This is a genomic window from Alsobacter sp., assembly GCF_059501845.1.
Genome location: NZ_JCACDK010000018.1, coordinates 1,375,491 through 1,398,302, shown reverse-complemented (window position 1 = coordinate 1,398,302; position 22,812 = coordinate 1,375,491). Strand labels below are relative to the sequence as shown.

The 22,812-nt window shown below is 67.8% G+C and carries 20 protein-coding genes; 10 read left to right on the top strand and 10 right to left on the bottom strand.

Going from position 1 to position 22,812, the window contains the following annotated elements:
- The first annotated feature begins 149 nt into the window (after positions 1-149).
- The 5 genes from AC5JCN_RS21480 (at position 150) to AC5JCN_RS21460 (ending at position 5,215) form a co-directional block, all read left to right on the top strand.
- The gene (locus AC5JCN_RS21480; RefSeq protein WP_495757128.1) at positions 150-1,061 is read left to right on the top strand and encodes a sugar ABC transporter substrate-binding protein; all 912 of its coding nucleotides are present in this window, start codon (positions 150-152) and stop codon (positions 1,059-1,061) included.
- A gap of 79 nt (positions 1,062-1,140) precedes the next feature.
- Positions 1,141-2,283 (top strand): ABC transporter permease, encoded by a 1,143-nt coding sequence (locus AC5JCN_RS21475; RefSeq protein WP_495757127.1) that lies wholly within the window; start codon positions 1,141-1,143, stop codon positions 2,281-2,283.
- Position 2,284: 1 nt separating this feature from the next.
- Positions 2,285-3,070: an ATP-binding cassette domain-containing protein gene (locus AC5JCN_RS21470; RefSeq protein ID WP_495757126.1), complete on the top strand. Its 786-nt coding sequence runs from the start codon at positions 2,285-2,287 to the stop codon at positions 3,068-3,070.
- 48 nt (positions 3,071-3,118) lie between these two features.
- Positions 3,119-4,231, top strand: a complete 1,113-nt coding sequence (locus AC5JCN_RS21465; protein WP_495757125.1) for a fatty acid desaturase family protein — start codon at positions 3,119-3,121, stop codon at positions 4,229-4,231.
- Between the two features lie 150 nt (positions 4,232-4,381).
- The gene (locus AC5JCN_RS21460; protein WP_495757124.1) at positions 4,382-5,215 is read left to right on the top strand and encodes a 2OG-Fe(II) oxygenase; all 834 of its coding nucleotides are present in this window, start codon (positions 4,382-4,384) and stop codon (positions 5,213-5,215) included.
- Positions 5,216-5,260: 45 nt separating this feature from the next.
- Here the strand turns inward: AC5JCN_RS21460 and AC5JCN_RS21455 are convergent, their stop codons facing one another.
- The 8 genes from AC5JCN_RS21455 to AC5JCN_RS21420 all read right to left on the bottom strand — a co-directional run bounded on the left by AC5JCN_RS21455 (position 5,261) and on the right by AC5JCN_RS21420 (position 14,851).
- Positions 5,261-6,181: a phosphatase PAP2 family protein gene (locus AC5JCN_RS21455; RefSeq protein ID WP_495757123.1), complete on the bottom strand. Its 921-nt coding sequence runs from the start codon at positions 6,179-6,181 to the stop codon at positions 5,261-5,263.
- A gap of 191 nt (positions 6,182-6,372) precedes the next feature.
- Positions 6,373-6,687 (bottom strand): MoaD/ThiS family protein, encoded by a 315-nt coding sequence (locus AC5JCN_RS21450; protein WP_495757122.1) that lies wholly within the window; start codon positions 6,685-6,687, stop codon positions 6,373-6,375.
- Positions 6,684-7,763 (bottom strand): WD40/YVTN/BNR-like repeat-containing protein, encoded by a 1,080-nt coding sequence (locus AC5JCN_RS21445; protein ID WP_495757121.1) that lies wholly within the window; start codon positions 7,761-7,763, stop codon positions 6,684-6,686. The genes AC5JCN_RS21450 and AC5JCN_RS21445 overlap by 4 nt, the downstream gene beginning before the upstream one ends.
- A 144-nt stretch (positions 7,764-7,907) precedes the next feature.
- Entirely contained in the window at positions 7,908-8,681 is a 774-nt protein-coding gene (locus AC5JCN_RS21440; protein WP_495757120.1) for a FadR/GntR family transcriptional regulator, read from the bottom strand.
- A 27-nt stretch (positions 8,682-8,708) separates the two neighbouring features.
- Positions 8,709-9,935 (bottom strand): multiple monosaccharide ABC transporter permease, encoded by a 1,227-nt coding sequence (gene mmsB, locus AC5JCN_RS21435; RefSeq protein ID WP_495757119.1) that lies wholly within the window; start codon positions 9,933-9,935, stop codon positions 8,709-8,711.
- Positions 9,932-11,467 carry a multiple monosaccharide ABC transporter ATP-binding protein gene (gene mmsA, locus AC5JCN_RS21430; protein ID WP_495757118.1) on the bottom strand — a complete coding sequence of 512 codons (1,536 nt, stop codon included), beginning with the start codon at positions 11,465-11,467 and terminating at the stop codon, positions 9,932-9,934. The genes mmsB and mmsA overlap by 4 nt, the downstream gene beginning before the upstream one ends.
- Before the next feature lie 129 nt (positions 11,468-11,596).
- Positions 11,597-12,658, bottom strand: coding sequence for a multiple monosaccharide ABC transporter substrate-binding protein (gene chvE, locus AC5JCN_RS21425; protein ID WP_495757117.1), 1,062 nt, complete (start codon positions 12,656-12,658; stop codon positions 11,597-11,599).
- A gap of 171 nt (positions 12,659-12,829) precedes the next feature.
- On the bottom strand, positions 12,830-14,851 hold the full coding sequence (locus tag AC5JCN_RS21420; RefSeq protein ID WP_495757116.1) for a transcriptional regulator: 2,022 nt from the start codon (positions 14,849-14,851) through the stop codon (positions 12,830-12,832).
- Positions 14,852-14,968: 117 nt separating this feature from the next.
- Here AC5JCN_RS21420 and cysK point away from each other — a divergent pair, with 117 nt between their 5' ends.
- Together cysK and AC5JCN_RS21410 are read left to right on the top strand one after the other, a co-directional pair.
- A complete protein-coding gene (gene cysK / locus AC5JCN_RS21415) occupies positions 14,969-16,060 on the top strand; it encodes a cysteine synthase A (RefSeq protein WP_495757115.1) in 1,092 nt (363 codons plus the stop codon).
- A gap of 14 nt (positions 16,061-16,074) precedes the next feature.
- Positions 16,075-17,529 (top strand): pyridoxal phosphate-dependent decarboxylase family protein, encoded by a 1,455-nt coding sequence (locus AC5JCN_RS21410; RefSeq protein ID WP_495757114.1) that lies wholly within the window; start codon positions 16,075-16,077, stop codon positions 17,527-17,529.
- Here AC5JCN_RS21410 and AC5JCN_RS21405 read toward each other — a convergent pair.
- On the bottom strand, positions 17,510-18,271 hold the full coding sequence (locus AC5JCN_RS21405) for an IclR family transcriptional regulator domain-containing protein (RefSeq protein ID WP_495757113.1): 762 nt from the start codon (positions 18,269-18,271) through the stop codon (positions 17,510-17,512). The genes AC5JCN_RS21410 and AC5JCN_RS21405 overlap by 20 nt on opposite strands.
- 127 nt (positions 18,272-18,398) lie before the next feature.
- On the opposite strand from AC5JCN_RS21405, the gene AC5JCN_RS21400 reads away from it, so the two are divergent.
- Genes AC5JCN_RS21400 through pcaF form a run of 3 tightly spaced genes read left to right on the top strand, consistent with a single transcriptional unit; the run spans position 18,399 to position 21,008 of the window.
- On the top strand, positions 18,399-19,130 hold the full coding sequence (locus AC5JCN_RS21400; RefSeq protein ID WP_495757112.1) for a 3-oxoacid CoA-transferase subunit A: 732 nt from the start codon (positions 18,399-18,401) through the stop codon (positions 19,128-19,130).
- 1 nt (position 19,131) lies between these two features.
- A complete protein-coding gene (locus AC5JCN_RS21395; RefSeq protein ID WP_495757111.1) occupies positions 19,132-19,803 on the top strand; it encodes a 3-oxoacid CoA-transferase subunit B in 672 nt (223 codons plus the stop codon).
- 2 nt (positions 19,804-19,805) lie between these two features.
- Positions 19,806-21,008: a 3-oxoadipyl-CoA thiolase gene (gene pcaF / locus AC5JCN_RS21390; RefSeq protein ID WP_495757110.1), complete on the top strand. Its 1,203-nt coding sequence runs from the start codon at positions 19,806-19,808 to the stop codon at positions 21,006-21,008.
- A gap of 245 nt (positions 21,009-21,253) precedes the next feature.
- Here pcaF and AC5JCN_RS21385 read toward each other — a convergent pair whose 3' ends face one another.
- A complete protein-coding gene (locus AC5JCN_RS21385) occupies positions 21,254-22,807 on the bottom strand; it encodes an indolepyruvate oxidoreductase subunit beta family protein (protein WP_495757109.1) in 1,554 nt (517 codons plus the stop codon).
- Positions 22,808-22,812: the final 5 nt, after the last annotated feature.

Genomic DNA, 22,812 nt, shown 5'->3' with positions numbered 1-22,812 from the left:
CGATCGGCACTGGCAGCCATGTCGGCATCCTGCGCCGGCCGCCATGTGTGGGCGCCCACTGGAGCACGCTTTCTCCCGGTCAGGTCTCGCCGGTCCGCACATCGCCGGTGCGCATCACATGCGCAACAACAGGCTCTCAAGGGGGAAACATGAAGACCTATATTGCTGCCGCAATCGCCTTCGTCGGCATGGCCTCCGTGGCGCATGCCGAGCGCTATGTGATGATCACGCACACGCAGGGCACGGACCCGTTCTGGCCCGTGGTCGAGCGCGGTGGAAAGGACGCCGCCAAGGCGGCCGGTGTTGAATTCGAATACAAGTACGCCCCGTCCGGCGACATGGCCGACATGGCCAAGCTGATCGAGGCCGCGACGGCGACGAAGCCCGACGGCCTCATCGTGTCGCTTCCCGACGCCAAGGCGCTCGGCCAGGCGATCAAGGCGGCAGCCGGATCCGGCATCCCGGTCATCACGATCAACTCCGGCCTGGAGTCGTCGAAGGACGTCGGCGCTATCATGCATGTCGGCCAGCCCGAGAAGCTCGCCGGCCAGGCCGCCGGGACGCGCGCCAAGGCGGAGGGCGCCAAGGTGGCCCTCTGCCTGAACCAGGAGGCCTTCAACACGGCACTGGCCGATCGCTGCCAGGGCTATTTCGACGCCATGGACCAGAAGCTGAACATGATCGACGTCTCGAACGACGTGGCGCAGATCAAGACCCGTACCGCGGCGGCGCTGCAGGCCAATCCGAAGATCGACGCCCTGCTCGCGACCGGCCCGCATGTCTGCGAGGCCGCCGTGGCCGCGGTCAAGGAGGTCGGTGCCAAGGTCCACCTGTCGTGCTTCGACCTTTCGCCCGGCGTGATGAAGGCGATCAAGGCTGGCGACGTGAAGTATGCGATCGACCAGCAGCAGTACCTGCAGGGCTACATGCCGGTGATCCTGCTCCACCTCTACAACACCAACTCCGGCATGCTGCCCGGCGCCAACATCCCGTCAGGCCCCGGCTTCGTGGACGCCAAGAACGCCGCGGCAGTCGAGGCCCAAGCCGGCACCACCCGCTGAGCGGGAGCCGAACCTCGCCTCTCGTGTAGAGCCTGGGCGGCCGCCTGCTCGCGGCCGCCCTTTTCGGCGGGAAAGCCCGATGTCGGAAGTCAAGATCAGCACGCCCACCGGTGCGGGCAGGACGGAGGCCGACCGGCTGAAGCGGGGCGGGCTCTTCTCGTCCCTGACCCGTCATCCGGAGTTCGGCGCCGCCGCCGTGATGCTCATCGTCGTCGTGGCGATCGGCTTCGCGAGCAACGGAAACGCCTTCAACGCGCTCGGCCTGAAGAACAATTTCTCGATCATTGCGCAATTCGGCATCATTGCCACGGGCGCCGCGCTGCTGATGATCGCGGGCGAGTTCGACCTGTCGATCGGCTCGATGATCGGCTTTGCCGGCATGTGCATGGCCATGCTGCTGAAATATGGACTGCCCTTCGGCCTGGGCCCGGCCGGCCCCGCGATGGCGTTCTTCGTCACGCTGGCGATGACGCTGGCCATCGGCTGGCTGATCGGCTTCATCGTCGTGAAGTCCAGGCTGTCGAGCTTCATCGTGACGCTCTCCTTCCTCTTCCTCCTGCGCGGCGTCACCGAGGTCGCCTTCCGGCTGATCAACCAGTCGACCCAGATCTCCGGCCTGCCCGACTACAAGGAACAGAGCTGGTTCGCATACATGTTCGGCGGCGAATGCCTGCAGTGGTTCTACAGCCTGTGGTTTGCGCTCGGAGGCAACGTCAACCGCGCCGGACAGGAATGGGTCACTGGCTTCGATGCCCGCGTCCTTTGGTGGGTCGCCATCAGCATCGCCGCCTATGTCGTCCTGTCACGAACGCAGGCGGGCAACTGGATCTTCGCGACGGGGGACAATATCGCGAGCGCGACGGCCAACGGCGTTCCGGTCGACAAGGTGCGCATCAGCCTCTTCATGGTGACGGCATTCTGCTCGACGATTTTCGCCGCCTGCCAGGTCTTCGATACCAACACAGCCGATGCGGCGAAGGGCAACATGAAGGAGCTCGAGGCTGTGGCCATCGCCGTCGTCGGCGGCACGCTGATGACCGGCGGCTTCGGATCGGTTGTCGGCGTCGTCTTCGGCGCGATCACGTTCGGCCTCGTGGCGAACGCCGTGTTCTTCATTCCCGCCATCGATGGCGCCTATTACCGCGTCTTCGTCGGCGTCGTGCTCCTGGCGGCGGTGTTCCTGAACGAAGGCGTCCGGAAGCGCATCACGGGGGGCTTGTGAGATGGCGGCCGATTTCCCCCTCATCAGGGTCGAGGGACTGGTCAAGCGGTTCGGGCCCTTCACGGCCCTGAACGGGATCGACGTCGACGTGCGCCGGGGGGAGGTTCACGCCCTGTTGGGCGACAATGGCGCGGGCAAGTCGACGCTCATCAAGATCCTGTCGGGAGTGCACCAGCCGACCGCCGGCCGCATCCTTGTCGAGGGGCGGCCGGTGTCGTTCCGCTCGCCGCGCGACGCAGCGGCTGCAGGCATTGGCACCGTCTACCAGGATCTCGCGCTGAACCCGCTGATGAGCGTCACGCGCAACTTCTTCATGGGGCGGGAGCTCTGCGTCGGACCCGGCGCTCTGGGCCTGCTCCGCATGGAGGAAATGGACCGGATCACCCACAGTGAGATGATCAAGATCGGCATCGACATCTCCAATCCCCGGCAGGCGGTGGGGACGATGTCGGGCGGACAGCGCCAGACGCTGGCCATCGCCCGGGCGATCTATTTCGGCGCCAAGGTGCTCATCCTCGACGAGCCGACATCCGCTCTCGGACAGAAGCAGCAGATGGAGGTGCTTAAGACCATCGCCCGCGTGCGAAAGCGCGGCGACATCGCCATCATCTTCATCACCCACAACGAGATCCACGCCAAGCTGGTCGCCGACCACTTCACCTTCCTGGCCCTGGGGCAGGTCATCGGCCGGGGATCCAGGAGGGACCTCGAGGGCGAAGACATCCGTCACCTCATGGCGGGGGGCGCCGAAATCCAGGATCTGGAAAAGGAGATCGAGCGGGTATAACGGAGCCTGGGCCAAGACGAGGGCCGGTGCAGGGACAGCGGACGCAGCATGGCGATCGTGTTCGAGAAGACCGATTACGCGCTCACCAGCCCGGCGAATGCCCGGGCGGTCGAGATCGGGCTGGCCAATGCCGAGTGGTACCGCACCCCCATTTCCCGTGCCCGGATGAAGGAGTTGATGCGGCGCACCGACGGGCCGGCGACGCGCGACACGATCCTGTGGATCGGGGCCATGATCGTCACGGGCGGCCTCGGCGCTTATCTCTGGGGCAGCTGGGCCTGCGCGCCGTTCTTCGCGATCTACGGCGTTCTCTACGGCTCCGGCGGGGACAGCCGCTGGCACGAATGCGGGCACGGCACTGCCTTTCGCACGCAGTGGAAGAACAACGCGGTCTACCAGCTCGCCTGCTTCATGATGATCCGCAACCCGGTGGTCTGGCGCTGGAGCCACGCCCGGCACCACACCGATACGATCATCGTGGGACGCGATCCCGAGATCATCACCATGCGGCCGCCGGACCTGATCCGGGTGGGCCTGAACTTCTTCGGCATCCTCGATGTGCCGCAGTCGCTGATGACGATGTTGCGCTATGCCTCGGGTCGCTTGACGCCGGCGGAGCAGGACTTCATCCCCGAGAGCGAGCGGCCCAGGGTCTTTGGCGTCGCCCGCATCTGGACCGCCATCTACGCGGCCACCATCGCGGCCTGCTTCTGGATGGGCTCGATCCTGCCGCTGATGCTGATCGGCCTGCCCCGCCTGTATGGCGCGTGGCACCACGTGCTCACCGGGCTTACCCAGCATCTCGGGCTCGCCGAGGATGTGCTGGACCATCGGCTCAACTGCCGCACGGTCTACATGAACCCGTTCAGCCGCTTCGTGTACTGGAACATGAACTACCATGTGGAACACCACATGTTCCCCATGGTCCCGTACCACGCGCTGCCCGCCCTGCACCGCGAGATGCTGGCCGATTGCCCCAAGCCCTATGCGAGCTTCTGGGATGCCTATCGCGAGATCATCCCGACGCTGTGGCGCCAGTTGAAGGACCCGACCTTCTTCGTCCACCGCCAGCTGCCGCCAACGGCTCGGCCGCCACAGCCGGGTCCGCTCGCAAGGGAACTCGGTTTCGCCGAAGCCGCGCCCGCGCAGGCGGCGGAATAGCGGCCAGGCGGGTCAGGCAGCAGCAGAGACCGGGCCCTATCCTGCGCGTGGGAACGGCCCGGCGGCATCGGCGCCTCGTGCTGAAGTGACTTGGAGCAGCCTGCGTTTTGCGCTCAACTGACCGGGATTGGACCTTGCCGAGACGCGGGCATGATTCTTCCGGCTCCCCTGGCAATCCAGGCCGCGGACCGCCTGCTCGCGCAGGAGAGTGTCAATCTGCCGGTCCTGCAGGCGATCGCCCTGCGCTGTCGCCAGATCGGCTCCCTTGACCGTGCCTGCCGCTTGTACGAGCGCCTGCTCGCGGCGGAACCGGGTGCGCACGCGGAGGCGGTCGTCTCGACGCTGCGGGGCAGAGGGCTCCCCCCGGGTTACCGGGCCGACACGGATACTCCCGTGCCTTTCGTCAGGCTGCTGGATTTCCTGCCCGGCGAAGTCCACTCCGAGGTGCTGCGGGTCACGGCTGAGGCACTCGGCCGGTTCACCCCCTCGCTGGTGAACAATGACGGCCATGAAAGGCTGGACACCAGCCGCCGGGTTTCGGCCGTCCTCAAAGAGTGTAAGCAGCACGCCGACCTCGTCCGGCCTTACGTGAGCGCTGCCCTGGAGCAGCGCGGCATCGGGTCGGTCCTCGGGGTGGACGTCCCCATCGAGCGCCAGGAAATCCAGGTCACCTGCAGCGGCCGTAGAGCGTTCTTCAAGCCCCATACCGACAGCGGCGTCGATCGCAACCACACGCGCCGGCTGACATTCGTCTACTACTTCCACTTTGAGCCGAAGCAGTTCACCGGCGGCAACCTGTTGCTCTTCGATTCCAGGACGGGTGCCGGGACCTACACCGAGGGTGCCTATACGGGCCTGGAGCCTCTCGACAACAGCATCGTGTTCTTCCCTAGCCAGGCGGTCCATGAGGTGGAGACGGTCAACTCGGACTCAGACGATTTGCGGGCCGGCCGGTTCACCATCAATGGCTGGGTTCACGCCTGATCTGGCGCGGCCGGAGCCGAGAATTTCGGCAGCAGCTCTCAAGCCTCAGATACTGCTGCCCACCGTGAGGGCTCCGGCCGGAGCGCGTTCGAGGGCGGCCGCCGGCCGCGGTCCCCGCTCCGGCACGATCACCCGGGCCAGGCCGATGACAAGCGCGGCGATGCCGAGGCCGGCGACCACGTCGATTGCATAGTGGGCGCCTTCCGGGATCGCGGAGATCGCCATGGCGATGTTCACGACAGCGAGTGGAACCACGACGACCCGCACCGACCGCCATGCCCATGTGCAGAGCAGAGCGCAGGCAGCGTGGAAGGACGGATACGAGATGATCCCCAGGGTGTTCACCAGGCTGATCTCACGCATGGCCCCAGAGCGCAGGGCGTTCACATGCTCGATGTGTTGGGCCCCGGGGAAACGCAGAGTCTCGAAATGCTGCCCGAATATCGTCGGCAGCGGCCCGATGGAGGGCATCACCGTGCTGAAGAACGTCACGATGAGCATGGTGAGCATGAAGCCCACCACGAAGCGCTCGGCCTCCCTGCCACGCCCGAGCAGCGGCAGAAGGACCACCGTCAGCGGGTTCTGCCAGAAGAAGCTCATATAGGCCTTGGCCAGCATCACTGCGATCAGCGGCCTTGCGTCGAGCCAATGCATGAAAGCCGCAAAATCGAGACCAAGAACCTGCGTATCGATGAGGGTGAAGGCCTCGTCGCACAGGGGAAAGGCCAGCGCTTGGGTGAGGTAGATCAGCAACCGCACCGCGGCGACGAAAACATAGAGATAGGCGAAGCACTCCAGGAGCACCGTGATCCGGCAGGAGGGCCCCGCGACTCGGCGTACCGCGAAGGCAGCCGCGAGCAGGTAAGCCCCGACGATGCAGTGCCCCTCGTAGTCGGACAGTCCATAGCCCATCCAGGCAGCCAGCAAGACCGTCACTGCGGCCGTGAACGCCGTGATGACCGGCATGGCCGGCGTGATCTCGCTTCCGTCCGATGGAAAGACGCGGGAAACGGGGGAAAGGAAGGCATTCATCCCGGAAGCATACGCGGTGAAGCACTAATCGAGCGTTGATTGTCTTGCGTAAGCTCCGGTTTTGCCCGGCTTGGCTGTCAATAATCGCCTGCCCGCTCTTCAGGACCAGCCGGCGCCCGCTCCCGTCACCCGCCGCTGATCGCGGTGAGGATAAAGACGTCGTCGCCCGGCTGCAGCCGCTCCTGCAGCCCCACCCGGCGGCCCCGGACGAAAACGTTGATGTGGCGCCGGATCGCGGGGCTGGAGTCGCAGACGCAGTCGCGCATTCCCGGCCAGCGCGCGTCGAGTTCATCGACGAGCTCCAGCACGCTTGCGACGTGGAGGGGCAGCACGCGCTCGCAGTCCGGAAACAGGCCGGCGAGCAGCGGGGCAAGCCGGACGAGGACCGGAGGCTCCGGCGCTCCGCCGGTGCGCGGTTCGCCCTCCGTCTGGCTGCTCATGGGACGGTCCATGTCTCGACCGACGAGATCGCGGGGAGGTTCTGCGCGAGGCAGGACCATGTCTCGCCCTCGTCGTTGCTCCCGTAGAGGGATCCGGACGAGGTGCCGAAGTAGACGCCCGCCGGTTCGGCCCGGTCGACCGCCAGCGCCTGCCGGAGGACGCCGAGATAGGCGTCCTTCTGGGGCAGGCCTTCGCGCAGATCCGACCACGTCTGGCCGCCGTCGCGGGTGCGCCAGACGGCTGTTGCGGCGCCCGGCATGTAGCGCCCCTTGCTGTCCCCGTTGAGCGGCACCAGGAACAGCGTGTCGGGGTCGCGCGGGTGGGTGATCGCCGGGAAGCCGAAGGTGGAAGGCAGGCCGTTCTCGATGCTCTGCCAGCTGCTGCCGCCGTCGTCGCTGCGGTACATGCCGCAGTGGTTCTGCTGGTAGAGCCGGTTGCGTGCGCCAGGCGCCATCACGACACAGTGCACGCACTGGCCGAATTCGGGGTAGCGCTGGCCCTCGGGCATGAAGTCGGCACGGGTGCCGCGGTTGCGCGGCTCCCAGTGCACCCCGCCGTCGGGCGAGTAGAACACCCCCGCCGCCGAGATGCCCACCCAGATCGCGCCGGGGTCGTCGGGGTCGAAGACGAGCGAGTGCAGGATCAGCCCTGCACCTCCGGCGTTCCAGTCCGGCCGTGACGGGTGGTCGCGCAGACCTCTCAGCTGCTCGAAGCTGGACCCGCCGTCGCGGCTGAGGAAAAGGCCAGCCGGCTCCACGCCCGCATAGAGCCCCTGCGGCCCGCGCGCCAGGCTCCACACGGCCTGCACGGGGTCCTCGCCGGCTTCGTAGGCCAACCCCTCGCGGGAGTGCGACCAGGTCTCTCCCATGTCACGGCTGGTCCAGACCGCGGGGCCGAACCAGGGGCTGCCGCCCGCTGCGTGGATCGCGCCGGTTTCGGGATCGGCGATGACGTGGTGGATGGGCCAGGTCTCGCAGAACGGGCCGCGCAGCCGCCAGTCCTTTCGGTCCGCGTCGCTTTCCAGGATAAAGGCACCCTTGCGCGTTCCGACGAGAACCCGAACCGATCCGGCCATCGCTTCCTCCCTCGGCAGGGCGGGTCATCCGCCCACTTGTCTCAAACCTGAGGACGAAGGACGGGAGCCGGATCCGACAGGCGCATCCGGCACTGGCCGCATTTTGCTCCCGTCTCGCGCAACGGGCCAGCCCCGTGGCTGCCCTCAGCGTGCGAAGAGCGTCAGCGCGACGGTCACGTCGGTGTCCTCGCCGTGGATGCCGGAGCTCTCGACGCCCTGGAGGACCACGGCCGTCATGGCCGCGCTTGCCGCCTGGGCGTCGCGGTTCGCGATGGCGTCGTAGATGGCGCGGTGCTGGCGGCTGGAATGGAGCACGCGCTCGTCGTCGTCGGCGGGCGAGCTGATCATGAAGGAGATGGCCAGCGCCGCCTCGATCACCGACCCGATCGAATGAAGGAAGGGGTTGGCGGAAGCATCGAGGATGCCGCGGTGAAAGGCGAGGTCGGCGGCGGTGAAATCCTCCCGCGTCGTCGGCAGCCGGCTCATGCGCTCCCACGCCGTCCGGATGGCCACGAGATCCGCCTCGCTGCGAAAGCAGGCGGCGGCGGCGGCGGCCAGCGGTTCCAGCGCCAGGCGGATCTCGAACAGGCGCGACAGGAAGGCGATGTCGACGCCCGTCTGCAGCCGCCAGGCGAGGATGTCGGGGTCGAACCAGTTCCAGCGTGTCTCGTCGAGAACGCGCGTGCCGACGCGCGTCTTCGACTCGATGAGCCCCTTGGCGGCCAGCGTCTTCATGGCTTCCCGCAGCGCCGTGCGGGAGACGCCGAAGCGCTCCATCAGGTCTCCGTCGCCGGGCAGGATGCTGCCCGTCGGAAAGTCGCCCTCGATGATGCCCCGGCCGATCGTGCTGGCGACGAGATCATGCGCCGACCGCGACTGGGCCATCTTCCGCCAAGGCGGATCGAGGTCGAGCATCATTCGACGCGGCCTCCCGTTACGCTTGCGCTATTTGCTCTTGTTGTAGACGTCCAGATAGACGGCCGCGAGCAGCACGAGACCCTTCACGACCTGCTGCCAGAAGATGCCGATGCCCAGGATCGACATGCCGTTGTTCATCACGCCCATGAAGAAGGCGCCGATGACGACGCCCATCACCCGGCCCGCTCCGCCCGAGGCCGAGACGCCGCCGATAAAGCAGGCGGCAATGACGTCGAGCTCGAAGGAGTTGCCGGCGCTGGGCGTCGCCGAGTTGAGGCGGGCCGCGACGATGAGGCCGGCCAGCGCGGCCAGTGCGCCCATGTTGACGAAGGTGAGGAAGGCCAGCCGCTGCGTGCGGATGCCCGACAGCCGCGCCGCCTGTGCGTTGCCGCCCAGCGCGTAAACGCGGCGGCCGATCACGGTGCGCGTCGTCACGAAATTGTAGAGCAGGATCAGCGCGCCCATGATGACGAGCACCACCGGCAGCCCCTTGTAGGAGGAGAGCAGGTAGGTGACGCCGATGATGAGCCCGGCGAAGACGACGTTCTTGCCGTAGAAGAGCAGCGACGGCTCACGCTCCATCTGCCGGGCGCCGGCCTTCTGCCACTTGCGCCAGTCGACATAGAAGAGGATGGCGGCGACGGCGGTCCCCAGCAGCATCGACGTCCAGTGGAAGCCGCCGACATCGAGGAAGTCCGGGATGAAGCCCTTGCTGATGTTCTGGAAATCGTTGGCGAACGGTCCCACGAACTGGCCGGCCAGCATGTTGCCGGTGAGCCCGCGGAAGATCAGCATGCCGCCCAGGGTCACGATAAAGGCCGGGATCGTGGCATAGGCGACGAACCACCCCTGTGCCGCGCCGATGGCCGCGCCGAGCAGCAGCGAGATGGCGATCACAGGGATCCAGTGGACCTTGATGACGAATTCGAGGCCCGGGATCTTGAACCCGACCATCAGCATGGCCGCAACCGCGCCGACGAAGCCGACGATGGAGCCGACCGACAGGTCGATGTTGCCGCCGACGATCACGAACAGCATGCCCAGCGCCATGATGACGATGTAGCTGTTCTGCTGGATCAGGTTGGTGATGTTGACGGGCTGCAGCAGCACCCCGCCCGTCATCACCTGGAAGAACACCATGATGACGAGGAGCGAGGCCAGCAGCCCGTATTCGCGCAAATGGCTTTTCCAGAACGCCCCTTCGGCGGCTCCGGCAGTGCCCGCAGCGTCCTTCGTTCCCGAGACCTGGCTCATTGCGCCACCCTGTACTGACTCATGATCGCCGCCATGATTGACTCCTGGCTCGCCTCGGCCGCCGGCATCTCGGCGACGAACCGGCCCTCATTCATCACGTAGATGCGGTCGCAGACGCCCAGCAGCTCCGGCATCTCGGAAGATATGACGATGACGCCGCGACCGTCGGCGGCGAGATCGTTGATGATCGAGTAGATCTCGTACTTCGCGCCGACATCGATGCCGCGGGTCGGCTCGTCGAGGATGAGCACGCGCGGGTCCGCGAACAGCCACTTGCTCAGCACGACCTTCTGCTGATTGCCGCCCGAAAGGTTGAGCGTCTTCTGCAGGATGCCGGAGCAGCGGATGTTGAGCTGGCGCCGGTAGCGCGCCGCGACCTCGATCTCGGTGGCGTCGTCGATGACGCCGCGCTCGGCGACGCCGTCGAGGTTCACCAGCGAGATGTTGTGCTTGATGTCGTCGTTGAGGATGAGCCCGAGGCTCTTGCGGTCCTCGGTGACGTAGGCGATCCCGTTCGCCACCGCCTTCTGGATTGTCGAGATGTCGATCTCGCGCCCTTCCATGAAGGCCTTGCCGGTGATGTTGCTGCCGTAGGCGCCACCGAAAATGCTCATTGCGAGTTCAGTGCGCCCCGCGCCCATCAGGCCCGCGATGCCCACAACCTCGCCGCGCCGCACGTGGAGATCCACGCCCTTGATGATCTTGCGGCCGGCGTGTTGCGGGTGGTCGACCCACCAGTCCTTCACCGAGAACAGCTCGTCGCCGATCTTCGGCTCACGCGGCGGATAGCGGTCGGACATCTCGCGTCCGACCATGCTCTTGATGATGCGGCCCTCGCTGATCGTCTCGCGGTGGCAGTCGATCGTCTCGACCGTGCTGCCGTCGCGCAGCACCGTGATGCTGTCGGCGACCTTGGCGATCTCGTTCAGCTTGTGGGAGATGATGATCGAGGTGAGCCCCTGCGTGCGGAACTCCATCAGGAGTTCGAGCAGGGCGGCGCTGTCGCTCTCGTTCAGGCTGGCCGTCGGCTCGTCGAGGATGAGGAGCTTCACGTCTTTGGCCAGCGCCTTGGCGATCTCGACGAGCTGCTGCTTGCCGACGCCGATATTGGTGATGAGTGCGTTGGGCGACTCCTTCAGCCCGACCTTGCGCAGCAGGTCGCGCGTGCGGTCGAAGGCGAGGTTCCAGTCGATGACGCCCATGGTGGCGGGCTCATTGCCGAGGAAGATGTTCTCGGCGATCGACAGGAGCGGCACCAAGGCGAGCTCCTGGTGAATGATGATGATGCCGAGGTGCTCGCTGTCGGAGATGGAGGCGAAGCGCCGCTCCTCCCCCTTGTAGACGATCTCGCCCTCGTAGGACCCATAGGGATAGACGCCGCTGAGAACCTTCATCAGCGTCGACTTGCCGGCGCCGTTCTCGCCGCAGATGGCATGGATCTCCCCGGCCTTGACGACCAGGTTGACGTTCCTGAGAGCCCAGACGCCGGGGAAGCTCTTGCTGATCCCGCGCATCTCCAGGATTGCATCCATGCCGATTCTCCGCCGGCCCTGCGCCGATCATCGCACTGGCCCGCGCCGCGCGCCACATGGCCGCGAGCACGGCCGCATAGGAGCGATCCCGCCGCGCGAGGCGGGCGGGATCGCGTTCGTCGCGGCTGCTTACTGCAGCTGGTCGGCCTTGTAGTAGCCGCTGTCGACGAGCACCTGCTTCCAGTTGCTCTTGTCCACGGCCACAGGCTTCAGCAGGTAGGACGGAACGACCTTGACGCCGTTCTCGTAGGTCTTGGTGTCGTTGATCTCGGGCTTGGAGCCGGAGAGCACCGCGTCCACCATGCCGGCCGCCACCTTGGCGAGCTCGCGGGTGTCCTTGAAGATCGTCGAGGTCTGCTCGCCGGCGATGATCGACTTGACCGAGGGGATCTCGGCGTCCTGGCCGGAGATGACCGGCATCGGCATGTCGGGCGTGCCGTAGCCGACGCCCTTCAGCGACGCGATGATGCCGATCGAGAGCCCGTCATAGGGCGACAGGACGGCATCGACCTTCTTCTGCGTGTAGAAGGCGCTCAGCAGGTTGTCCATGCGGGACTGGGCGACGGAGGCCTCCCAGCGCAGCGTGGAAACCTTGTCCATGCCCATCTGCTTCGACTGCACGACGAGCTTGCCGCTGTCGATGTAGGGCTGCAGCACCGACATGGCGCCGTTGTAGAAGAAGAAGGCGTTGTTGTCGTCGGCCGAGCCGCCGAAGAGCTCGATGTTGAAGGGGCCCTTGCCCTCCTTCAGGCCGAGCGCCTTCTCGATGCTCTGCGCCTGCAGCACGCCGACCTGGAAGTTGTCGAAGGTGGCGTAGTAGTCGACGTTCCCGGAACCGCGGATCAGGCGGTCGTAGGAGATCACCTTGATGCCGGCGTCGGCAGCCTTCTGCAGGGCGCCCGACAGCGTCGTGCCGTCGATGGCCGCAATCACGAGCACCTTCTCGCCCTTGGTGATCATGTTCTCGATCTGGGCGAGCTGGTTAGGGATGTCGTTGTCGGCATACTGCAGGTCGACCTTGTAGCCCTTGTCGGTCAGGACCTTTGCCATGTTGTCGCCGTCGGCGATCCAGCGGGCGGACGACTTCGTCGGCATGGATACGCCCACGGTGCCCTTGTCAGCCGCCACTGCGGAACCGACCATCAAAGCGCCAAGCGCGATCGCGCCCGCGAGCAACGGGATACGCCTCATGGGTTTACCTCCCAGGTGTGTTTCAGGGCCTTCAGGCGGCCCGCACTCCATTTATCATATTATATACGGACCTCAAGCCGATCGCTGAGGACCGAGCGAAACGGCCCGGAGAGGTCGCGGGAAGGTGATGCAGCGACAGGCTGGCTGCAGGACCAGGGTGGGCAGTGAGTCTCATGCCAGGCCGAGACTGCGGCCTGCTTGCAGGAAGATGCGCTGGCCGTCCTGCGAGAAATGGAACGTCGCGAGGAAGTCTGCGGTCGTATAGGACGGCTCGCGCATCCTCAGCCGGGCGGCAAGGCCCCTGGCCTCGTCCATGCGTCCCGCCAGGGCGGCGCAATGGGCCGCGATGGCGAGGATGATGTTGTGCGCATTCGGCTGGGCCGCCGCGAGCAACGCCCATTCCGACGCGTCCAAAAAGTGCTCGAGGCGTGCATGTGCCATGGCGAGCGCCCCGTAGGTACCGAAAAGCAGCGGGTCGTAGGGACTGAGCTGGCGTGACTGCTCGGCCGACCGGATCGCTTCGCCCGGATCACCCGACTGAGACTGCACGAAGGCGATCGCGTAGTGGCCCAGCGCGAAGCTGGGACTGATGTCGACAGCCCGGTGCAGCTCGGACAGGCTCTCCCCGTGGCTGCCCCGCAACCAAAGTGCGCGGCCCATCGCCCAATGGGCCATGGGGTCGAGGTCATCCGCCAGCAGGCTGCGCGAGGCAGCAGCCTCCGCCGCCGCGGTCTCTGCCGCCCTGTCGCCCCAGCGCTGGAATGCGCTCTGCCAGTGCGTGAAGGAGAGACCGGCGAAGGCGCGCGCAAAGGTGGGATCGAGATCGGACGCAGCCTGGAAATCGGTCTGCGCCAAATGGTTCTCGGCCTCGGTGAACTGGTACATGTGCCAGAGGCCGCGGTGGTAGGTTTCCCACGCGTCCAGTGAACCCGGCGTCTTTACAAGCGCCCGGTTGCGCTCGGCGATCTCGACGGCGTGGGCCAGCGACGACACGACGGCGCCGCCCACCGTCTCCAGCAGCACGAGCCCATCGCCTTGGCCGAGCTCGAAAGTGTCGCTCCACAGGATGCTCAGCGTGGCGGTGTCAACGAGTTCGACGGCGAGGCTGTCCCGAGCGCCGCCGCGCAGGAGGGACACGCTGCCGAGATAGTCGGCGCGCAAGGCGGTCGCGGCCTCGTCGGGCGCGAGCCCGCGGCGCGCCAGGGCGCTCACCGAACCCCAAGCGATGACGGCCAGGGAGCGCAGCCGGGCCAGGCGGCCGATGATGTCGTGGGCGATGGCGTCGACGAAGGGAGAGGCGCCCGGTGATTGCGACGATGGTGGCATGATGGCGACGCGAGGCCTTGCGCGAGGCACGGCGGCATCGCTGACCCGCCCCGCGGCGTCCCTGGCAGTGGCTGAGGCCGGCACAGGATCGAGTGGCGCAGGCAGCGACTGGCCGCGCGAGCGCAGCGTCCTCCAGGCCGTCCGCAGGGGATCCGGGTCGAGCCCTTCGGAGGCGAAGAGCCTCGTCGCGGCGGAGAGATGGGCCTCTCCTCCCGCAAAGTCACGATGCTCCGCCAGTTCCTCCAGCAGAGCGAGATGAGCGTTCACGTCGTCCGTCGCCAGAGCTGCGAGTTGCTCGACGGCTGCGAGGCGGGCCGGTGAACCGGGCGGATGCACGGCGCTCAGCCGGGAGAGAACGGCGAGGTGCAAGGTCCGGTAATGGCGCCGCCGGCCGGAGAGCCAGGTTTCGAAGGCCGGCGTGCGGTCCGCCTGGATGCCGTCGAGGAAGGCGCCGCCGAACCGCCCGGCCAACGCATCGAGCGCGTCGGCTCCCAGCCGTTCGATGCCCACCCGGCTGGCGGCTTCGACGGAGAGGACGTCCGCCTCCTTTTCCCCGAGCGCCAGCGAGACATGGTCGGCCTGCGCCTGGACGACGGCGCGCTCCGGCGTATCGAGCAGTCGCCGCAACTTGGTCAGGCACCAGCGCAGCTCGCCGCGGGGGTCGTTGGGAACATCCCAGAGGAGATCGCAGACATGGCTGCGCCCGACCGGCCGCGTGGCGAGCACGAGGTAGGACAGCAACATCACGACCTTCCGTGATGCCGGCATATCGATCGCGATGCCGCCCCGCGTCACGGCAGGGGTCCCGAGCAGCCTGATCTCCAGACCCGGGTCATCCTTCGCCAAGGCAGCGAAGACAGTTTCCACGCGCCCTTCCACGGGCTCTCCCACGCTTCGCGGTACAGATGGTTTTAGCACGTCGGCCGCCACCCCGCATCGGGCCGGAGCGGACCGGGCCGGTGCAGTAAGCTGGGGGAATACGTCATGACAGAGCATCCCGCGAGCCCGGACGTCCGGACCACGAATGGCCGGGGGCGCCTGTTCGACTCCGTCATCGAGACCGTGGGCGACACTCCCGTGATCAGGCTCAACCATGTCCCCGCGCATGTGCGCATCTACGTCAAGGCCGAGTTCTTCAATCCCGGCGGTTCGGTCAAGGACCGGCTCGCCCTTGGCATCATCGAGGCCGCCGAGCGCTCAGGAGCGCTGCGGCCCGGGCAAACCGTGATCGAGGCGACCAGCGGGAACACCGGTATCGGGCTGGCCATGGTGTGTGCCCAGAAGGGGTACCCGCTCGTGGTCACAATGGCGGACAGCTTCTCCGTCGAGCGCCGCAAGCTCATGCGCATGCTCGGCGCCAAGGTGGTGCTGACGCCGAGGGCCGAGAAAGGCACCGGCATGCTGCGCAAGGCCGTGGAACTCGCCGAGGCCAATGGCTGGTTTCTCGCTCGCCAGTTCGAGACCGCCGCCAATGCCGACATCCACGAGAGGACGACCGCGCGCGAGATCCTCGCCGACTTCTCAGGCCAGCGCCTCGATGTCGTCGTCACGGGCTACGGCACGGGTGGAACGGTGACGGGCATCGGCCGGGTGCTGCGCCGCGAGCGGCCCGAGACCCGCATCGTTCTCGCCGAACCCGCAAACGCGGCGCTGCTGGCGAGCGGCGAGCCGCAGCCGCGCACGGCGGACGGTATGCCGGCGAAGACCCATCCCGCTTTCGAGCCGCATCCAATCCAGGGCTGGACACCGGACTTCGTTCCCCTCGTGCTGCAGGAGGCGGTCGATCGGCGCTATTTCGACGAACTCGCGCCGATCGCGGGACCGCAGGCGATCGCCATGGCCAAGGAACTGGCGCGCCGCGAGGGCATCCTGACCGGCATCTCGGGGGGCGGCACCGTCGCGGTGGCCTGCCGGCTGGCGGAGAGCCTTCCGCCCGGTGCAACGATACTCGCCATGCTTCCCGACACGGGCGAACGCTACCTGTCTACGCCACTGTTCGAAGGCATCGAGCCCGAGATGACGGAAGAGGAGATCGCGCTGTCTCGCTCGACCCCCGCCTGCCGCTTCGCGGCCTGACCGGGAGGCCTGCGGTGAGCGAGGACGAGGCCGGCCTGGATCCGGCGGACTGGGAGGAGGCGCGGGCGGTGGCCCACCGGATGGTGGACGACGCGATCGCCTACCTTAAGAGCGTCGGCGACGGCCCGTGCTGGCGGGATCCGGGCCCCGCCGAAGCTGCCTTCAAGCAGGCACTGCCCCGCGGTCCCACGCCCTTGCATGAGGTCTACGGCGAGCTGACCCGCAGCCTCATGCCCTACCCCATGGGCAACATCCATCCGCGCTTCTTTGCCTGGTACATGGGGGGCGGGTCGTTTACCGGGGCACTCGGCGAATTCCTCGCAGCGGTGCAGGGCTCCAACCTCGGCGGCGGCCGCCACGCCGCGGCGATGATGGACGCCGAGGTGATCGGCTGGCTGCGCGAGGCGATGGGCTTTCCCGAGGGGTCGAGCGGGGCACTCGTCAGCGGCGGCTCGATGGCCAACCTCATGGGCCTCAACATTGCCCGCAACGTGAAGGCGGGGGCGGACGTGCGCCGTTTCGGCGTGACGGCCCTGCCCCGCCCCCTCCGGTTCTACGCCTCCGACCAGGTGCACAGCTCCCATCGCAAGGCGCTGGAGTGCCTTGGGCTCGGCGACGACGCGCTGCGACGGCTCCCGAGCGGGGAAGACATGCGCATCGACCTCGCCGCCCTGCGCCGGGCCATCGAAGAGGACCGCGCAGCGGGGTACATGCCCGCCTGCGTCATCGGCACCGCCGGGACGGTCAATACCGGCGCGATCGACGACCTTCCGGCGCTGGCCGCCATCGCCCGCCAGGAGAACCTCTGGTTCCATGTGGACGGGTGCATCGGGGCTCTCGTCGCCGTGTCGCCCACGCGGTCGGGTCTGGTTGCCGGCATCGAGCAGGCGGACTCGCTGGCCCTCGACCCTCACAAATGGCTGCACGCCCCGTTCGAGGCCGGTTGCATCCTTGTGCGCGACGCCTCGGCGCATCGCAGCACCTTTGCGGTGACGCCCGAGTACCTGATGTCCGCGCCGCGCGGGCTCGCCTCGGGCGAATGGCTGCACGAATGGGGTCTGCAGACGTCTCGCGGCTTCCGCGCCCTGAAGCTCTGGATGTCGCTGAAGGAGCACGGGATTGAGGCGTTCGGTCGCCTGATCGACCAGAACATCGACCTCACGCGGTACCTGTACGCACGCGTCGCGTCCGAGCCCGCGCTCGATGTCGAGCCGCCCGGGCCGCTCAACATCCTCTGCTTCCGCCATGGCGGCCGAGGCCTCGACGAAGCCGGGCTGCGGAACCTCAACCTGGAGATCCTGATGCGGCTGCAGGAAGAAGGCGAGGCGACGCTGTCCGACACCGTGGTCAGGGGCCGGCACTGGCTGCGTGCCGCCATCGTGAATCATCGCACGCGCCGGGCCGACATCGACCGGCTGGTCGACGGCGTCCTGCGCCTTGGCAGCACGATCAGCGCAGGATACCCCTGAGCCGCTCGGCGACGTCCGCCAGGGCCGGCCGGTAGCGCGCGACGACGTCATCCATCGGCTCGCCCCTGACGGGCAGGCCGATATTGAGGGCCGCCACAACCGTTCCGCGCGCCGTCGCGAGCGGCACCGCGAGTGAGCGCAGGTCGGCCTCGACCTCCTGGTCGATGGCAGCGTAGCCGGCCGTCCGAACGCGGGCGAGTTCCGCGAGCACGTCCTCCGGGTCGGTGAGCGTGCGTGGAGTGCGCGCCGGCAGCGTCCCGGCACCCAGACGGGCGCGTGCCTCCGCCTGCGACAGTGCAGCGAGAAGCACGCGGCCCATCGAGGTGCAGTAGGCGGGGAGCCGGGAGCCCGGCATGAGCGTGATCGACATGACCTTCCGCTGCGCGGCGCGCGCGACGTAGACGATCTCCGCTCCGTCGAGGATCGAGACGGACGAGCTCTCCCCGGTCTGCTCCGACAGAGCGTCGAGGTGCGGCTGAACGAGTTGCGGCAGCGGCATCGTCGCGAGGCACGCGGTGCCGAGGCGCAGCACGCGCGGCGTCAGCGTGAAGAACTTGCCGTCGTAATCAGCATAGCCGTGGTGCCAGAGCGTCAGCAGGCACCGGCGGGCCGTGGCGCGGTCGAGCCCCGTCGCGGCGGCCACGTCGGAGATCGACTGACGCGGCCGTTCCGGGACGAATGCCTCGATGACGGACAGGCCCTTGGCCAGTCCCCCCATCAGGTCGCGTTCAGTGACCGACATCCTGAGTTTCCGATGTGAGCGATATGCGAACAAACACCGGATAGCGCACAAATCGTCTGGACGGAAGTGCGGCCGCTGCCTATTCCCTCTGCGTGACGAACGCGTCCGGAGCGCGAGGGAGACCCCGATGGACAAGACGGTCCCAGACCTTGGCGGCGCCGTGGCCGGCATCCGGGACGGCATGACGGTGATGATCGGCGGCTTCGGCGGCGCCGGCTCGCCGATCGAGTTGATCCACGCGCTCATCGACCGGTATCGGGCGACCGGGCACCCCACCAACCTCACGGTCGTGAACAACAATGCCGGCAACGGCCATGTCGGCCTCGCCGCCCTCATCGAGGCGGGGATGGTGCGCAAGCTGATCTGCTCGTTCCCGCGCTCGGCGGACCCGGTGGTGTTCACGGAACGCTATCTCGCCGGCACGATCGAGCTGGAGCTGGTTCCGCAGGGCACGCTGGCCGAGCGCATCCGTGCCGGCGGAGCCGGCATCCCGGCCTTCTACACGCCCACTTCCTACGGAACAGAGCTCGCCGCCGGAAAGCCCGTCGCCGAGTTCGAGGGACGCCCCTATGTGCAGGAGCGCTGGCTGAAGGCCGACGTCGCGCTGGTGAAGGCCGAGACCGCCGACACGCATGGCAACCTCACCTACCGGGCTGCGTCGCGGAACTTCAATCCGCTGATGGCGATGGCTGCCGCCGAGACCGTGGCGCAGGCCCGCCGCGTCGTGCCGGCCGGCGGGATCGACCCGGAAGCGGTCATCACGCCCGGCATCTTCGTCCAGAAGGTCGTCCTCGTCGCCGAGCCCCGGCAGGAGGAAGACCTCAACCGCGCCAACGCCGTGTATCCGGGAGCCGCGTGACATGACCGCCAAGCTGAGCAACGACCAGATTGCGTGGCGGGCGGCGCAGGACATCGCCGACGGTGCCTATGTCAATCTCGGCATCGGCTTTCCCGAAAAGGTGGCACAGTACCAGCCGCCCGGCCGGCAGGCGATCTTCCACACCGAGAACGGCATCCTCGACTTCGGCGAGTCGCCGCCGAAGGGAGAGGAGGACTGGGACCTCATCAACGCCGGCAAGAAGGCCGTGACGCTGAAGCCGGGCTCCGCGTTCTTCCACCACGCCGACAGCTTCGCCATGGTGCGCGGCGGCCATCTCGACGTCGCCATCCTCGGCGCCTACGAGGTGGCGGAAAACGGCGACCTCGCCAACTGGTCGACTGGCCCGAGGGGCGTCCCCGCGGTGGGAGGGGCCATGGACCTCGTGCACGGCGCCAAGCGCGTCGCCGTGATCACCGACCACGTCACCAAGGATGGCAAGCCCAAGCTGGTGAAGCGCTGCACGCTGCCCCTGACGGGCGTGGCCTGCGTGACGCGCGTCTACACCTCGCTTGCCGTCGTCGACATCGAGGGCGGCCGCTTCGTGCTGCGCGAAAAGCTGCCCTCGCTCTCGATCGCGGACGTGCAGGCGGTCACTGGGGCCGAACTGGTCGTCCCCGCACACGTCGCCGATCTCGTCGTTCCGGAGCTCTGACCATGGCCGAGGCCTTCATCTGCGACTACATCCGCACGCCGATCGGCCGCTTCGGCGGGGCGCTGTCATCTGTACGGGCCGACGATCTCGGGGCCGTTCCGCTGCGTGCGCTGATGGCGCGCAACCCGGGTGTTGACTGGGACGCGGTGGATGACGTGGTCTTCGGCTGCGCCAACCAGGCCGGGGAGGACAACCGCAACGTGGCGCGCATGTCTTTGCTGCTGGCGGGCCTGCCGGTCGGCGTGTCCGGCACGACCATTAACCGCCTCTGCGGCTCCGGCATGGACGCGGTAATCTCGGCCGCCCGGGAAATCCGCGCCGGCGAAGCCGACCTCATGATCGCGGGCGGCGTCGAGAGCATGTCGCGCGCGCCGTTCGTGATGCCCAAGGCCGACACGGCCTTCTCCCGCCATGCAGAGATCCACGACACGACCATCGGCTGGCGCTTCGTCAACCCGCTGATGAAGGAGCAGTACGGCGTCGATTCCATGCCCGAGACGGGAGAGAACGTCGCCGAGGAGTTCGGCGTCTCCCGGCAGGACCAGGACGCCTTTGCGCTGCGCAGCCAGGAAAGGGCCGCGGCGGCGCAGGCGAACGGACGCCTGGCGCGCGAGATTGCGCCCGTCACCATCCCGCAGCGCAAAGGCGAGCCGGTGGTCGTCGACAGGGACGAGCATCCGCGCGCCACCACGCTGGAGGCACTGGCCAAGCTGCCGACGCCGTTCCGAAAGGGCGGAACCGTGACGGCGGGCAACGCGTCGGGTGTGAACGACGGGGCTGCTGCTCTCATCGTGGCGTCGGAAGCCGCGGCCCGGCGCCATGGCCTCACCCCCCTCGCCCGCGTCCTCGGCGGCGCCGCGGCCGGTGTACCGCCGCGCATCATGGGCATCGGGCCCGCGCCGGCGTCGAAGAAGCTGATGGCCCGGCTCGGGCTCGCGGCCGGCGATTTCGACGTCGTGGAGCTCAACGAGGCCTTCGCCTCGCAGGGCCTGGTCACGCTGCGCCAGCTCGGCATCGCGGACGACGACCCCCGCGTGAACCGCAACGGCGGGGCCATCGCGCTCGGCCATCCCCTCGGTATGTCGGGGGCGCGGATCACCGGCACCGCCGCCCTGGAACTGTCGCTCGGCGGCGGCCGGCGCTCCCTCTCCACGATGTGCATTGGCGTCGGTCAGGGCATCGCAGTGGCACTCGAGCGGGCGTGACGTCGTTCTGCTTTGTCATCCCCGGCGGCCCGAAGGGCCGGGAAGGGGAACCCAGGGCCTGTTCCGTGCCGGCTGCTGGGGCAGAGCGGCTCACATCCGGCCCTTGATCCCCTTCCCCTCCGCGCCTTCGGCGCTCCGGCCGGGGATGACACGCTCGGGCCGGTGGGGCCACCGGGGACCGCGGGTCTCCAGACCCGCGTTTCGCTGACCAAGACAAGCGCGTCTGAAGACGCGCGGTCAGCGGCTCAACCCTCCAGCGACGCCACCGTTTGCAGTGCGCCGTCCAGTGCCTTGCCGTCCTCGTCGAGGAGGGCTGCCTGGCGCAGGCGACGGAGCCAGTCGGCGCCGTCGGCGCGGTTCTCCAGAAGGGGCAGCGCGGAGAGGACCCGGTCGAACTTGGATAGTCCGCGCGCATGCGTGTCGGAATAGCCCTTCACCAGGCGGCGACAGGCGATGACTTCGGTAGCGAGGTCGTAGTTCACCGGCAGCAGCGCGGCGGCGCGCGCCAGCCAGGCCTCGCGATGCTGCGTCTCGCGAACATGCCGCAAGGTGTTGCGCCGGACGGCCCGGCGGGACGCGACGAGGTTCAGCGTGAGGAACCAGAGGATCGTGCCGGTGCGCACCCGACGGCCCCGGTTGACGATCCGGTCCAGCGCTCGAAACACGGCCGGGCGGTCCTCGATCCAGCGGCCGAGGCCGGCGGGCAGCGTGCCGCAGACCTCCTCCATGCGGGGGTGCATGTACTCGGTCGTGTAGACGATCTGCCCGTCGCCCGCCGCCACCTCGCGGCGCACCCGCTCGAAACGGGAGGCGCGAATCTTCAGGTCGGCGACGCGGATCGGGTCGTCATAGGCCATGGCCACGGCGAGGTACTTCGCGGCCTGTCGGGTGAAGGCGAAGTCCCTGCCCGCTCCCGCGGCCGTCCGGTCGGCTTCGAGAAGGGACGAAATCCGGTCGAGATACTCTCCCGCATAGGCCGGGTCCTGGTAGTCGACGAGCTTGCGCACGCCGGCGAAGAGCACTGCATGCAGCGGCTCGGGGAACCCGTCGCGGATGCGCCCGAGGAGCGCGTCGAGGTCGGGATGGCCGGCGGTGGCGGGCAGCGCGTCCAGGCGCTTCGCGGGTGCCCTTGCTACTTCTGTCCTGGGCGTCCGGCGGGCGCGGTCATAGGCCGCCTCGAACGTCCGCAGGCTCGCCTCGACGCCGCGCCCGCCGGCGCCGATGGTGGCGGCGAAGGCGTCGCGCCCGAAGGGCAGCACCTCCGACGCGGCGAGCGCGCCGAAGAGCGCGGCGGAGATCACGCTGCCATTGTCGTGCGCCACGGCATGCATGTCGAAGGCGATGATGCGCTTGGCGGCGAAGTCCGTGGCGTCCACGACCAGCGAGGGATCGGCGATCCCGTCGCCCGGCTTCTCCTTCTCGGCGATGGCATAGGTCCGGTGCGTCGAGGCGATCAGCGTCGTGCGGTCGGGCGTCACGAGGCCGCGCAGGATGGAGCGGCCGGCTTCCATCAGCTCGGCGGCCATGACCACGTCGACGTCACCGGGGGTCGGCATCAGCGACAGCACCGGGCTGCGGCCCTGCTTGGCCGGCAGCATCTCGACGTAATAGATCGTCGCGCCGGTACGCTGCGCCACGCCCGGCACCGAGGTGGTCTGGGCGGTCCAGCCCTGGATCGCCGCGAGCGCCACGATCCAGTCCGACAGCACGCTGCCGCCCTGCCCGCCCATTGCGAGGAGGGCGAGGGTGAGCGGCTTGTCGGCCGACAGCGCGACCGGGAAGCTCTCGTGGCGCGTCATGCCCG

Excerpts from the sequence above, each read along its gene's own strand:
- AC5JCN_RS21480 (WP_495757128.1), top strand. The coding sequence starts at position 150 with ATGAAGACCTATATTGCTGCCGCAATCGCCTTCGTCGGCATGGCCTCC.
- AC5JCN_RS21475 (WP_495757127.1), top strand. The coding sequence starts at position 1,141 with ATGTCGGAAGTCAAGATCAGCACGCCCACCGGTGCGGGCAGGACGGAG.
- AC5JCN_RS21470 (WP_495757126.1), top strand. The coding sequence starts at position 2,285 with ATGGCGGCCGATTTCCCCCTCATCAGGGTCGAGGGACTGGTCAAGCGG.
- AC5JCN_RS21465 (WP_495757125.1), top strand. The coding sequence starts at position 3,119 with ATGGCGATCGTGTTCGAGAAGACCGATTACGCGCTCACCAGCCCGGCG.
- AC5JCN_RS21460 (WP_495757124.1), top strand. The coding sequence starts at position 4,382 with ATGATTCTTCCGGCTCCCCTGGCAATCCAGGCCGCGGACCGCCTGCTC.
- AC5JCN_RS21455 (WP_495757123.1), bottom strand. The coding sequence starts at position 6,181 with ATGCCGGTCATCACGGCGTTCACGGCCGCAGTGACGGTCTTGCTGGCT.
- AC5JCN_RS21450 (WP_495757122.1), bottom strand. The coding sequence starts at position 6,687 with ATGAGCAGCCAGACGGAGGGCGAACCGCGCACCGGCGGAGCGCCGGAG.
- AC5JCN_RS21445 (WP_495757121.1), bottom strand. The coding sequence starts at position 7,763 with ATGGCCGGATCGGTTCGGGTTCTCGTCGGAACGCGCAAGGGTGCCTTT.
- AC5JCN_RS21440 (WP_495757120.1), bottom strand. The coding sequence starts at position 8,681 with ATGATGCTCGACCTCGATCCGCCTTGGCGGAAGATGGCCCAGTCGCGG.
- mmsB (WP_495757119.1), bottom strand. The coding sequence starts at position 9,935 with ATGAGCCAGGTCTCGGGAACGAAGGACGCTGCGGGCACTGCCGGAGCC.
- mmsA (WP_495757118.1), bottom strand. The coding sequence starts at position 11,467 with ATGGATGCAATCCTGGAGATGCGCGGGATCAGCAAGAGCTTCCCCGGC.
- chvE (WP_495757117.1), bottom strand. The coding sequence starts at position 12,658 with ATGAGGCGTATCCCGTTGCTCGCGGGCGCGATCGCGCTTGGCGCTTTG.
- cysK (WP_495757115.1), top strand. The coding sequence starts at position 14,969 with ATGACAGAGCATCCCGCGAGCCCGGACGTCCGGACCACGAATGGCCGG.
- AC5JCN_RS21405 (WP_495757113.1), bottom strand. The coding sequence starts at position 18,271 with ATGTCGGTCACTGAACGCGACCTGATGGGGGGACTGGCCAAGGGCCTG.
- AC5JCN_RS21400 (WP_495757112.1), top strand. The coding sequence starts at position 18,399 with ATGGACAAGACGGTCCCAGACCTTGGCGGCGCCGTGGCCGGCATCCGG.
- AC5JCN_RS21395 (WP_495757111.1), top strand. The coding sequence starts at position 19,132 with ATGACCGCCAAGCTGAGCAACGACCAGATTGCGTGGCGGGCGGCGCAG.
- pcaF (WP_495757110.1), top strand. The coding sequence starts at position 19,806 with ATGGCCGAGGCCTTCATCTGCGACTACATCCGCACGCCGATCGGCCGC.
- AC5JCN_RS21385 (WP_495757109.1), bottom strand. The coding sequence starts at position 22,807 with ATGACGCGCCACGAGAGCTTCCCGGTCGCGCTGTCGGCCGACAAGCCG.